This window comes from Paraburkholderia sp. MM5496-R1 (genome assembly GCF_050436205.1).
Classification (GTDB): Bacteria; Pseudomonadota; Gammaproteobacteria; order Burkholderiales; family Burkholderiaceae; genus Paraburkholderia; species Paraburkholderia tuberum.
The window spans coordinates 137,808-150,671 of sequence record NZ_JBNDLT010000002.1; the positions used below are offsets into that span (position 1 = coordinate 137,808).

Consider the following 12,864-nt stretch of genomic DNA (forward strand, 5'->3'; position numbering starts at 1 on the left):
GAACCGCCCCGGACGGCCTGCGTGCCCAGGGCTTACGTACGCGGAATGCTATTATTCGTGTGGCAAGGAAGCTCTTGCTCGAGAGTGGTCCCATGGACTTCTCGCTGCGTGCCGTCGCCCTCAAAGCGGGAATCAGTGTCAGCAACCTCCAGTATTACTTCCCGACGCGGCCTGCAGTCCTGCGGGCGGTCATGGCGCCCATCATCGACACGTATCTCGATACGCTGAAACAGGCGCTCCAGAGCAACGTTTCGCCGCGTGCGACGATCGACGCCATTTTCGATCAGTCTGTGAAAGACGCGAAGGACTCGAAGAACACCGCGCTGTGGTGGCATTTCTTTTCGTTTGCGTCTACCGACCCGGAGTGCGGACAGTTGCGCGACGAATGGTACGACACCTTGACGACCGAACTTGCCACGCTCATTCGCGCGGCGAATCCGGAGCGTGGAGCGGCCGAGAGTGCACACATTGCCGTGCTGCTCATTTCGATGGCGGACGGCATGACAATGCATCTGGGCACTCCACGCGCCAAGCGCGCGTACATGCGAGGTTTCGAAGCGAAGTTTCTTCAGATCGCGCATGAGCTGGTATGGGGAAAGACGGTGGACGCAGAGGCCGCGTAGGGCAGCTCACGCCAGGAGAGGCACTGGCAGCCGCAGCGCCATGCCAGTGAAGAAAGAGGACAGGGGAATACCCTGTCTTTTTTTTTCACTCAGTGTTTTGTATTGTTACCTATGTTTGGTATGTTGATCTATAAATGTGGTGGCCGGGTTGCAGGGCGGTCCGGTCGACATGCGTCCAGGAGAGGAGGAGTACCGAAATGATTCGACTGCACAAGTCCGTAGGGTTGCCGCTGGCAGGATTGACCGGTTTCGAAACACCGATGAGCGAGGAGGAGCGTGCGATCCAGGACACGGTCCACCGTTTCGCACGCGACGTACTGAAGCCCGTCGGCCGCGAACTCGACCGCATGACGCCGGAAGAAGTGATCGCGCCCGGTTCGCCGTACTGGGCGGCCATGATGGAAAGCGCGAAACTCGGCCTCGATCCGCAGCTTCTCGCGCAGCTTCCTGCGGACATGGCGGTGCGGATCGAATCGTTGATCGGCGAAGAACTCGGCTGGGGTGATGCCGGGTTTGCCATCTCGATCGGTGTGGCGCCCGCGCCGTTGATGATGGCGCAGTCAGTCGGCAATCAGGAGCTGATTGATATGTGCACGGGCAAGATTGGTTGCTGGATGAACACGCAGCCCGACCGTGGCACCGATGCCGCGATTCTCTACCGCGACGAGATCGGCGCGGGCGGCAAGCAACCGGTGGGTAACCTCACGGCGAAGGTGGGCGCGGACGAAATCGTCATCAACGGGCAGAGTTCGGCGTGGATCTCGAACGGCTCGGTCGCACAGGTGGCGCTCGCGTACATGGCGGCGGACTATGGCGATGGCTTCTATGGCACCGGCGAACATGGCTCATTCACCAATGGCGTGGGCATGATCATTCCGCTCGATCTGCCGGGTATCTCGCGCGGCAAACCGCTCGACAAGATTGGCCAGCGCTCGCTGCCGCAAGGCGAGATCTACTTCGACAACGTGAAGGTGCCCAAGCGTTTCGCCATTGCGTTGCAGGACGATTATCTCGGCAATCTGGCCTCGACCTGGTCGTTCGCAGGCACACACATGTGTCAGGTGTTCGTGGGGGTGGCGCGCGCCGCGTTCGACCTCGCGCTGGCGTATTGCCACGAGCGCAAGCAGGGTGGCGCGTTGTTGATCGACCACCAGATGACGCAACTGCGGGTTGGCGAGATGCTGCGCCGGCTGGAGATGGCGCGTGCGATCGCGCGGCGCAGCCTCGCTTTCTCGCGTCTGTCTCCGAAGAGCCATCCCTATGCGACGGCCCAGGCAAAGGTAAGCGTGACCGAAGAGGCGATGAAGATCACGCACGAGGCGTTCCAGCTGTTCGGCGGCAACGGCACTACCCGTGAATTTGCGATCGAGAAACTGTTCCGCGACGTGCGATCCGCACTGATCGAAGATGGCGAGAACTACCACCTCACGTTGCGTCTGGGCGTGCTGGCAGGAAAGCTCTATCAGAACGGGTGGACGAAGGAGTAACCACGCCTTCGGCGCCGAAGAATCGGTTCGGCGTTGGAGCTCGATGGCACTCGGATTGGGTTATCAGTTAGCAGCTAGTGTGAGGGCAGTGCCGTCAATCTAGGTTCGCTGAAGCGACAGATCTCGCGGTTCCCCGTTGAGGCGCACAAGTGATTCTCAAAGGAGTACGAATGAGCTGCGCGGCAAGGTGTATCGACAAGATATGGAGACTTGCCTTTGACCGGGCAGTCGCGGTGACCCGCGCGGAGCGGGAGCGCCCTCATCACGTAGACAGAGTGAATATGGCAAAAAAATCTTCCGCGGACAACGCTGCAAACCCGCAGCGCAGGCAATGGCTCAAATATGCCGGTGCCTCGGCTGCCGCGGGCACGCTCGCGATGGGTGCGCAACAGACGTATGCCGCAATTACCAGGACCGCGCCAGGCGCGGACGGCGTTCTCGACGTCGCCATCATCGGCGCGGGGCTGGCCGGACTGACCGCCGCGCGCGACCTGCGTCAGGCAGGCTGCGAGTCCTTTCTCGTGCTGGAAGCCCGGGACCGCGTGGGGGGGCGAACGCTCAACTACAACATCCCCGGCGGATACGTTTCGGAAGTCGGCGGCCAATGGATCGGGCCCGGCCAGACCGCCGTCGCGGATCTCGCACGCGAACTGGGCGTCGGGACCTTCCCGACCTACTACGACGGGAATACGGTCATTCTGGGCGGAGACGGTCGCGTGGCAGTCGATCTGAAGGGCACGTTCGGCACCGACGAGTCGGTCGGGGCAAAGCTCAGCAGGCTCTCGCGCGACGTGCCTTGTGGCGAACCATGGACGTCCCCGAAGGCCAGCGAACTGGACAAGCTCTCGGTCGGTGATTGGCTGGAAAAGCAGAATATCAAGCCTGAAGACCAGGTTGCATGGAATGGCAGCATCACGCTTTCGGGCGGCGCAGCGCCGGCGAAGATGGGGCTGCTGCATTTCCTTTCGATGGTCAATTCGGCGGATTGCGATTACTCGCAGCTCGATTCCATCAAGCACAGCGCCCAGGAGACCCGCTTCATCGGCGGCTCGCAAATCCTCAGCATCAAGATGGCCCAGCAACTTGGCGACAAGGTGCGCATGTCCTCACCGGTCCGCCAGATTTCCGGTTGGGACGGCGACATCGTCACCGTGCATACCGACCACGGCGAAGTGCGGGCACGGACCGTCATCATGGCCATCCATCCGGCTTTGTGTCATCGGGTGCAGTTCGATCCGCCCCTGCCCGAGAAGCGCGCGGCCCTGCAGCGAGCCTGGCCCGCGCATTCCCCTGCACGGAAGACGGCCATGGTCTATCGCCGCCCGTTCTGGCGTGACAAGGGCATGAACGGCAGCATTTTCCAGTTCAATGGCCCGATCCTCTGGGCCTTTGACAACTCCCCGCCGGCAGCAGAGATCGGGGTCATCAACGCATTCGTCGAGAATGCGATGGTCCCGTCGGATCGGGACGCGGCAATGGCCATGCATAAGCAGTTCTACGCGCAGGCATGGGGCGACGAAGCGCTGTCTCCCATCGCCTATCACGATCAGGACTGGGGCCGGGCCGATCCGTGGACCATTACCTGCGTTTTCCGCGATTCCGCCGGGATTCTGGAGCGCCCACGGCGAAGCGCTGCGCCCGTCGTGCGGCAAGCTGATCTGGTCGGGGACGGAGACTGCGAATATCTGGGCCGGCTACATGGATGGTGCCGTGCGTTCTGGCCATCATGGCGCGCTTCAGGCGCTGAATGCCCTGCGTCGCGCGTAGGAAGGCGACGATGAAAAAAATTCTATTGATTGGCATTCCTTTGGTTGTCGTCCTGTTGCTCGAAATTTTCGGTTCGGATCTGCTGGGTCTTTATCGCTTTCAGAGCTATATCACGACGTCGACCACGGCTTACCTGGCCGACGGCGGCGCCTGGCCGCATATGACCGATGTCTGCATGGGCTGCCATGGGGTCAAAGGCAATTCGCTCGATCAGGGGTATCCGAGCCTGGCGGGGCAGCCAGCGCCTTACCTGGAAGCCCAGCTCCACAGTTTCGCGACTGAGGCGCGGCGCAATCCGAACATGGGGCCTCTCGCGATGACGATGAGCGATCCGCAGATCAAATCGCTTGCTGAATATTTCTCCACTGTCACTCCTGCCGCGAATCGCTACTTCAAGCCGGATGCGCAACTGCGCGAGCTGGGGCATCGCCTGGTGGCCACGGGCAACTGTGTCGCATGTCACGGTGCCCAATTGACGGGCCACGACCAGTTTCCGCGTCTGGCTGGTCAGGGATATGACTATCTGCTCGCGCAGTTCGACGAGTTCGCTTCCGGAATCCGCAGCGAACCCACTGGCGTCATGAAGAACCTTGCAACAGGCTTTTCGGCCGAAGACCGCAAGGCCATTGCCACCTATCTGGCAAGCCTGGAGCCGAAGAAAAATTGACCAATCAGATGCAACCGGAGTTAGGAGTTTAGTCATGGACCTCAGAACCTTAGTTCTTATGCTATCCAGTGCTGTGCTGGCATTGAGTTCATTTTTTTTCGGCTGGAAGATCGTCAGGAAACGAAACTATCTTCTCGGGCTGGAGATGTGGATCGTCGGTACCTCGGCCACGAACGCCATCGGATTTTTTGCTACTGGCAATGCAGTTTCCTATGAGATAGCACACTTCTTTGACGCGTTTTCTCGTGGGTTCGGCATGCCCATTATTGCCGTCGCGGGCTTGATGGCGATTACGCACGGCTACAGGCCATCAATTCGCCAGGACGTCGTGGTATTCGTCGCTTCCTTTGCGCTCACATTCGTCCTCGTCGGGGCGGATTTCATCTCCGGAGTTTTGCCCTACTTCTATCTGGCGATGTGGATCTGGCTGTCGATCTATCTCGCTTATTTCGTCAAGCGATTACTGGACATCGGCGCGATGCTCGAGGCGTTGGGAGTGGCAGTGGCGCTGGTGACATCGCTCGCGATTGCCGGCATTTACGACTTCTACAAGATCCCTGGAGAGGAAACCAACGTCGTGCTCAATTTCTTCACGCTTGCGTTGTGCACGTGGGCCTACTTCATGCCAGCCATCTATTACGGCTATTGCGCCTTGGAGCGGGTCCAAAGCAGGAGTGTGGCGTCAAATAACCCCATTCCTTATGGCAATTGAGCAAAAGCCCCCTCGGTTGCCGCGGTCCGATGCGACCGGAAGTCAAACGCGGGCAACGCTGAACGTTTCTCCTGGAGATTTGTGATGAATCAGACCTCGCGCGGGTTAATGCGCTTCACGGCCTGGAGCGCCATCATCGGCGCTCTGCTGGCGTACGCGAATGTTGGATTGTCCGTGGCGGTGACGGGCTCGGATGCGGATATGGTCCTGCACGGTGCATCGATGCTGGCATTGCCACCGGAGACCCGCGACCTGTTTCGCTGGAGCATGGCTGCCGACGTGTTCGGCTTCTACCTGCCTTTCCTCGCCATCGGTGGCTACTTTGTGCACGCATTTCGCGAGGAACTGGGCGCACTCGGCAACATGGTGGCGATGGCCGTCGTGCTGTACGTCATGGTGGGCGTGAGCGGCGCGGTCCTCCAGTTCGCAATCCTTCACCCGCTGGCGCACCTATATGCGGGCGGCGACGATGCCACGAGAAACGCCGCGGCGGCGGTATGGACGGCAATAGCCAATGGGACGCAAAACGGCCTTTGGTGGATCGAGGGTCCCCTCGTGCTCTTCTGGACGCCGATTGCCGCCAACGTGCTCAAGAGGGCAGGGTGGAAGGGATCGATCCTGCTGAAGATCGTCGGCGGGGCTTTCGGGATCTTCTTCCTGTTCGGCTTTTTCCCGGATCTCGACGCGCTTTCGAATGCGAGCGAGATGGTCGTCGTGCTGGTTCTGCCGTTGTGGATGTTGTTGTTCGGCTGGCAGTTGCTGCGCCGCGCACGAACGTTGCCGGCAAGCTTGCTGGGCGCTGGCGTGCCCACTTGAATCTACTCTCACATACATTTCAACACGGAATTGAATATGACTACCCTGATCGTGAGCTACCCGAGCACAGAAGGCGGGACGTTTGACCGCGAGTATTACCTTTCGACCCATGCTCCGCTTGTCCACTCGGCGTGGAGTGAGTTCGGTCTGCAATCGGCCGAGGTCCTGTTTCCATCATCAGAGCCGCAACCGTTCGCATGCGTAGCGATACTGCTTTTCAGGGATCAGGCCGGGATCGATAACGCCCTTTCCTCCGCGAAGGCCGCCGAGGTCATCGGCGACGTAAAGAACTTCACCAATACCACACCGACGATTTTCTGCGCGGACGACTGACCGATCGCGCGGCCTGACTGACTTCGCCCTTGCCGCCATCCCTGCATCGCATCACTGCGCTTTCGATTGCCGGAAAGTGAAAGGGGGCTCGACTCGCTCGACCCTTCTTGCGATGGCCGATACCAATGTGAACAATCAACTTGCCCTATGACATTACTGATTGGCATTCCTCTGGAAGTGGCCACCGGGGAGCGGCGTGTAGCAACCGTGCCCGAGGTGGTCGAGAAACTGATCAAGCTGGGGTTCGCAGTTGCCGTGCAAAGCGGCGCCGGCGCAGGTGCGAACTTTGGCGATGGATGATTACCGTGCCGCGGGTGCCGAAGTCGTGGCAACGGCCGCCGAACTCTGGACCCGCAGCGACATCGTGTTCAAGGTTCGCCTCCCGAGTAGCGAAGAAGTGGCCCTGATGCGCGAGGGTGGCACGCTGATCGGATTCGTGTGGCCGGCCCAGAACCCCGAACTGATGCAACAGCTGGCAGCGAAACGGGCCACCGTGCTGGCGATCGACTCGCTGCCGCGCACGCTCTCACGCGCGCAGAAGATGGACGCGCTCACCTCGATGGCGGGCATCAGCGGCTACCGGGCCGTCATCGAGGCAGCCCATGTGTTCGGCCGCTTCCTGAACGGTCAGGTCACCGCCGCCGGCAAGGTTCCGCCTGCCAAGGTCTTCATCGCCGGCGCCGGCGTCGCAGGCCTGGCTGCCATCGGCACCGCGGCGAGTCTCGGCGCGATCGTGCGCGCCAACGACACGCGCGCCGAGGTGGCCGACCAGGTCAAGTCCCTCGGTGGCGAATTCGTCAAGGTGGACTACGACGAGGAAGGCTCGGGCGGCGGCGGCTACGCCAGGGTCATGAGCGAGGGCTTCCAGCAGGCGCAGCGCGCGATGTACGCGCAGCAGGCCAAAGACGCGGACATCATCATCACGACCGCGCTGATTCCCGGCAAGCCGGCTCCGAAGCTCATCATGGCCGAAATGGTGCAGTCGATGAAGCCGGGCAGCGTGATCGTGGACATGGCAGCGGAGCAGGGCGGCAACTGCGAGCTGACCGTGCCCGGCGAGGCGGTGGTGTGCCACGGCGTGACGATCGTCGGCTACACGGATCTCGCCTCGCGCCTCGCCCGGCAGTCGTCCACGCTGTATGCGTCCAATCTGCTGCGCGTGGTCGAAGAACTGTGCAAGACCAAGGACGGCAAGATCAATGTCGACTTCGACGACGACGCCATCCGCGGCCTCACGGTCATCAAGGAAGGCAACATCACCTGGCCGCCGCCGCCGATCAAGCAGGCGGCAGCCGCACCGAAGCCTCAGACGCCGCCGCCTGCGGTGGCCACGCCGAAAGGCCATGGCCACGGCGCTGGCGAGCCGATGTCTGCAAAGACGCTTGCCATCGTCTTTGCTCTCGGCGCACTGGCTTTCCTGCTGGTTGGCCAGTTTGCGCCCGCCGCGTTCCTGTCGCACTTCACGGTGTTCGTGCTGGCCTGCTTCGTCGGCTACATGGTGATCTGGAACGTCACGCCGTCGCTGCACACGCCGCTGATGAGCGTGACCAACGCGATCTCGTCGATCATCGCGATCGGTGCGCTGGTGCAGGTCGCGCCGCCGCTGGATGGGGCCGCGGTAGGCGACCGGCCATCGGGGCTGATCCTTGGCCTCGCCGTGGGCGCGCTGGCCCTCACGGCCGTCAACATGTTCGGCGGCTTCGCGGTGACGCGACGCATGCTGGCGATGTTCCGCAAATAAGGGAACGACAACAATGACTTCCAATCTGACTACCGTTTCCTACATCGGCGCGGCCATCCTCTTCATCCTCAGCCTCGGCGGGCTGGCCAATCCCGAGACCGCGCGCCGCGGCAACCTGCTCGGCATGATCGGCATGGTCATCGCCGTGCTGGCCACTGTACTCGGTCCACGCGTATCGGCAGCGGGCATTCCGTACGTCGTCGCTGCGCTGGTCGTCGGCGGCGCGATCGGCCTCATCGCCGCGAAGAAAGTACGGATGACGCAGATGCCCGAACTGGTCGCGCTGATGCACAGCCTGGTCGGCCTCGCGGCTTGCCTCGTCGGCTTTGCCAGCTACATCGACAGCTCCGTGCAGTTCACCGGCGCCGAGAAGGCCATCCACGAAGTGGAGATCTACGTCGGCATCCTGATCGGCGCGGTGACCTTCGCGGGCTCGGTCATCGCGTTCGGCAAACTGTCGGGCAAGATCGGCGGCAAACCGCTGCTGCTGCCGGCGCGCCACTGGCTCAATCTGGCCGCGCTGCTGGTGGTGATCGTGTTCGGCCGCGCGTTCCTGCAGGCGGAGACGATTCAGGACGGCATGATGCCGCTCGTCGTGATGACCGTGATCGCGCTGCTGTTCGGCGTGTACATGGTGATGGCGATCGGCGGTGCCGACATGCCCGTGGTGGTGTCGATGCTCAACAGCTACTCGGGCTGGGCGGCGGCGGCTACCGGCTTCATGCTCAGCAACGACCTGCTGATCGTGATCGGCGCGCTGGTGGGCTCGTCGGGCGCGATTCTGTCCTACATCATGTGCCGTGCGATGAACCGCAACTTCATCAGCGTGATCGCTGGCGGCTTCGGCTTCGGCAGCGGCGCGTCCGCGCCGGCGGTGGCGGGCGGCGGCGCGCAGCCGGCCGGCGAGGTGGTGGCGGTGAGCTCCGCCGAAACCGCCGAGCTGCTGCGCGACGCGAAGAGCGTGATCATCGTGCCCGGCTATGGCATGGCGGTGGCGCAGGCCCAGCACACGGTGTTCGAACTCACCAGCCTGCTGCGCGAAAAGGGCGTCGACGTGCGCTTCGCGATCCACCCGGTCGCTGGCCGGATGCCTGGCCACATGAACGTGCTACTGGCCGAAGCGAGGGTGCCCTACAACATCGTGATGGAGATGGACGAGATCAACGCCGACTTCCCCGAGGCGGACGTCTCGATGATCATTGGCGCGAACGACATCGTGAACCCCGCGGCGCAGGAGGACCCGGCGAGCCCGATCGCCGGCATGCCGGTGCTGGAGGTGTGGAAGGCCAAAACCTCGATCGTGATGAAACGCAGCATGGCCTCGGGCTATGCCGGTGTGGACAACCCGCTCTTCTACAAAGACAACAATCGCATGCTGTTCGGCGATGCGAAGACGATGTTGAGTGAGATCTTCGGGGTGTTGAAGGCCTGAACGCGGCGATGTGCGCTTCCCATGCGCAAATCCACGCACCTTTGTCTATCCATAATTTACTGATATCCCTGTGTCTTATTGGCATGCCATTTCAAATAAAGGAGTATTTGCATGAGTAATTCGCGCCGTACTTTTATGACCATTACCGCAGGTATTGCTTCTGGACTAGCGCTGTCTCGCATTGCTTTTGCCGATGAGGCCAAGGTGTCGGAAGCCGACTCGACGTCGCTCGCGCTCGGTTACAGGATCGACGCGGCGAACGTCGACAAGACGAAGTATGCAAAGTACGCAGCGGGTCAGGTCTGTCGAAACTGCGCCTTCTATCAGGGTAAATCGAATGATGCGTTCGCTCCGTGCCCGATTTTCGGCGGCAAGCAGGTGGCGGGCAAGGGCTGGTGTAGTGCCTATAACAAAAAGGTCTGATCGCACACAGGCTGCTCGAACACGAAAGAAGTGTGCATGCCGCGCATCGTTTCGCGCCCCCGGCGCACAACCGATCGGCGCGAGCGATTCGGGTTCACACTACATAGTGGACTCCGTCGGCGGATTCACCAGATAGCCAGGATATCTGTTGGCAAGGTGGTAACGCATTAAAGCATGCTCAATTAAAGGGCTTGTCTAAATGAGCGCATTCACAGGTACGATCCGGTTCAAAATCATGCTGGCGCTAGGCGTTTGCGTCGCGCTGATGGCGTCCATCGGTCTGATGGGGCTTCGCGGTCTCGCGAGGCTCAGCGCGGATATGGGCAGCATGAATTCGGTGAGCACGGTCCCGATCGAAGATCTTGCCTCGGTACAGGCAGCCGCACTGAAAATCCGCCTTCAGATGCGTTACATCCAGGCGCTGCATGACGAGGACAAGGCTACAGAGCTCGTAGCAAGCATCGGCGAAGAGCAGCAAAAGCTCGATCGAGCCTGGCATGACTATTACCCGGCGAAAATTGCCACGGCCGATGAGCGTCGAGTGGCCGATCGCGTGGCGAAGGAACTCGCGGTCTTCCGGACTCAGTCGGACGACATCGTTTCGGTGCTGCGCGCCGGAAATCTGGAGATGGCGGCATTCACGATCGACGAACTCACAGAGACTGGCGATGCGGTGTCGGACGCGATCGGCCGCGACGTTGCGTTGAGCGCGATGCAGGCGCAGCAGTTGGCTGAACGGGGCAATGCCACGTTCAACGCGTTGCGATGGAAGGTGCTTGGCGCAATCGGTCTGGGTATTGCAGCAGCATCCGCCGCGTCCGCGTGGCTGGTGTGGGCGATTACGAGTCCGTTGAAGGCCGCACTTGGAGTAGCCCGGCGAATTGCCGAGGGTCGGCTGGGGGACGCCGAGGGGATACGCTTGCGCGGTGAGTTTGGGCAGTTGCTCCGGGCGCTCCGGGCGATGGACGGACATCTCGCAAGAACCGTTCAGACGATCAAGGTTTCAAGCGACGCGATTCTGAATGCATCCAGCCAGATAGCCGACGGCAGTACCGACCTCTCAGCAGGCGCGAGGCGGCAAGCCGCGTCACTTGAGGAAACGGCGGCAAGCATGGATGAACTCATCCTCTCGGTTCGCCGCAATTCGGATCATGTGCGCCTGGCAGCGGAGTTTGCCAACGCGACGTCGCTCGCGGCCGATACCAGCATGGCCGCGGTCGAGCAGATGAGAGGCACGATGGACAACATCTCAGCCAGCTCGGCGAAGATCGTGGAAATTACCGCGCTCATCGAAGAAATCGCTCTGCAGACTAACATTCTTGCGCTGAATGCGGCTGTCGAGGCTGCACGCGCAGGCGAGCATGGGCGGGGGTTTGCGGTGGTCGCCGGAGAAGTTCGCAGCCTCGCGCAGCGCGCAGCCATCGCAGCGAAGGAGATCAAGGCTCTGGTCCGGACCTCCGCCGAGGCGATTTCCGGGGGGGCCGTGCACGCTGACCGCGTCGTGCAAGCCATGGTGGACGTTCGGGGAGCGATCCAGCGCGTGGTCGAGATCAACGACAATATTTTCGACGCTTCAGAAGAACAGCGCGGGGGAATCGGGCAAGTCAACGAGGCCGTGGGCCGTATGGACCAGGTCATTCGCAAGAACGCGGCGGTAGTTCAACAAGCGGCAGAAGCGGCGGCGTCGCTAAAAGAGCAGGTGCGCGCCCAGCGGCGCGCCATTGCCGTATTCGACGTGCAATCGCTATCGGACGCGTCATCTGCCTGATTCGCCTCCGCCAGGACGTCTTCTGCAGGTCTGGCGAATCAGCTGGCTCGCGCCCTCGATTGACGGCATTGCGATGGCCCGGTTAGGCTCGCGACATGCGCCCATCCAAAGTCGATCTGAATCTCTTTGTCGTGTTCGAAGCCGTCTATCGAACGCGCAACCTCACACGCGCGGCGGAGTTGCTGTTCATCACGCAGCCCGCGGTGAGCAATGCGCTCGCACGCATGCGCAAGGCATTCGACGATCCGCTGTTCGTGAGCACACCGGCCGGCATGATGCCCACGCCGGTTTCCGAGAACATCATTGGCCGCGTGCGTGAGGCGCTGCAGCTACTCGATTCGAGCACGCATGCTGGCGAGCGTTTCGATCCGGCCACGTCGCAGCGGACCTTCCGGCTCAGCATGAACGATCTGACTGAGGCGATGCTGCTGCCCTGCGCTGGAGGAGGTGCTGCAGCACCTCGCGCCGGGCATCCGCATCGACAGCTACTTCACGACGCGACGCGACGTGCCCGAAGCGCTCGCGAGCGGCGCGGTCCATCTTGCGATCGATGCGCCTCTCATCGACGATCCGTACCTGGAACAGGAGCCGATGGGCCGTGACCGTTACGCCTGCATGCTGCGTCAGGATCATCCGTTCGTGAAGAAGAAGCTCACGATCGACGACTACATGCGCTTTGGACATATCCACGTGTCCAGTCGCAGGCAGGGGCCAGGCCTCGTCGATACGGAACTCAACAAGCTGGGGCTCAGGCGCACCATCCAGACGCGGGTCCAGCACTATCTCGTTGCGCCCTTGATCGCGATGCGCACCGATCTCGTCCTGACTGCGCCACTCACGCTGCTTAAGCGCTATGACGCGCGCATCCTCGCGCTCCCCTTCGACCTCCCCGTTCTCGACACGCATGGCTACTGGCACCGCAGCGTCGCGGCGGACCCGGCGCATCGCTGGCTGCGCGAGCAGATCGGCCGTCTCATGCGCAAGCAGAGGCAGTAGACGGGGTGTCACGAAACGTTATGGCGAACCATCACCAGAATAAATTTCCTGAATGTCATGGGCCCCGATATCGTTTCAGTCATGTTCAGACGAGGTTGG

Annotated in this window: 9 protein-coding genes and 3 pseudogenes; all 12 read left to right on the top strand. The window is 61.6% G+C overall.

Features of this window, described 5'->3' with window-relative positions; translation table 11 throughout:
* Positions 1 to 59: 59 nt before the first annotated feature.
* The 12 genes and pseudogenes from OKW38_RS07435 to OKW38_RS07490 all read left to right on the top strand — a co-directional run bounded on the left by OKW38_RS07435 (position 60) and on the right by OKW38_RS07490 (position 12,765).
* On the top strand, positions 60 to 623 hold the full coding sequence (locus OKW38_RS07435) for a TetR/AcrR family transcriptional regulator (RefSeq protein WP_429363689.1): 564 nt from the start codon (positions 60 to 62) through the stop codon (positions 621 to 623).
* A gap of 197 nt (positions 624 to 820) precedes the next feature.
* The gene (locus tag OKW38_RS07440; protein WP_429292820.1) at positions 821 to 2,110 is read left to right on the top strand and encodes an acyl-CoA dehydrogenase family protein; all 1,290 of its coding nucleotides are present in this window, start codon (positions 821 to 823) and stop codon (positions 2,108 to 2,110) included.
* Positions 2,111 to 2,391: 281 nt separating this feature from the next.
* A pseudogene (locus OKW38_RS07445) lies at positions 2,392 to 3,877 on the top strand (flavin monoamine oxidase family protein).
* A 10-nt stretch (positions 3,878 to 3,887) separates the two neighbouring features.
* Positions 3,888 to 4,544 (top strand): c-type cytochrome, encoded by a 657-nt coding sequence (locus OKW38_RS07450; RefSeq protein ID WP_429360812.1) that lies wholly within the window; start codon positions 3,888 to 3,890, stop codon positions 4,542 to 4,544.
* A gap of 34 nt (positions 4,545 to 4,578) precedes the next feature.
* Positions 4,579 to 5,256 carry a hypothetical protein gene (locus OKW38_RS07455; RefSeq protein WP_429360814.1) on the top strand — a complete coding sequence of 226 codons (678 nt, stop codon included), beginning with the start codon at positions 4,579 to 4,581 and terminating at the stop codon, positions 5,254 to 5,256.
* Positions 5,257 to 5,340: 84 nt separating this feature from the next.
* A complete protein-coding gene (locus OKW38_RS07460) occupies positions 5,341 to 6,072 on the top strand; it encodes a hypothetical protein (protein WP_429360816.1) in 732 nt (243 codons plus the stop codon).
* 36 nt (positions 6,073 to 6,108) lie between these two features.
* On the top strand, positions 6,109 to 6,405 hold the full coding sequence (locus OKW38_RS07465; protein ID WP_429292825.1) for an EthD family reductase: 297 nt from the start codon (positions 6,109 to 6,111) through the stop codon (positions 6,403 to 6,405).
* Between the two features lie 147 nt (positions 6,406 to 6,552).
* A pseudogene (locus OKW38_RS07470) lies at positions 6,553 to 8,146 on the top strand (Re/Si-specific NAD(P)(+) transhydrogenase subunit alpha).
* 13 nt (positions 8,147 to 8,159) lie between these two features.
* Positions 8,160 to 9,578, top strand: a complete 1,419-nt coding sequence (pntB, locus tag OKW38_RS07475; RefSeq protein ID WP_429360817.1) for a Re/Si-specific NAD(P)(+) transhydrogenase subunit beta — start codon at positions 8,160 to 8,162, stop codon at positions 9,576 to 9,578.
* Between the two features lie 111 nt (positions 9,579 to 9,689).
* Positions 9,690 to 10,001, top strand: a complete 312-nt coding sequence (locus OKW38_RS07480) for a high-potential iron-sulfur protein (RefSeq protein ID WP_429292827.1) — start codon at positions 9,690 to 9,692, stop codon at positions 9,999 to 10,001.
* A 199-nt stretch (positions 10,002 to 10,200) separates the two neighbouring features.
* Positions 10,201 to 11,769, top strand: a complete 1,569-nt coding sequence (locus OKW38_RS07485; RefSeq protein WP_429360819.1) for a methyl-accepting chemotaxis protein — start codon at positions 10,201 to 10,203, stop codon at positions 11,767 to 11,769.
* Positions 11,770 to 11,864: 95 nt separating this feature from the next.
* A pseudogene (locus OKW38_RS07490) lies at positions 11,865 to 12,765 on the top strand (LysR family transcriptional regulator).
* Positions 12,766 to 12,864: the final 99 nt, after the last annotated feature.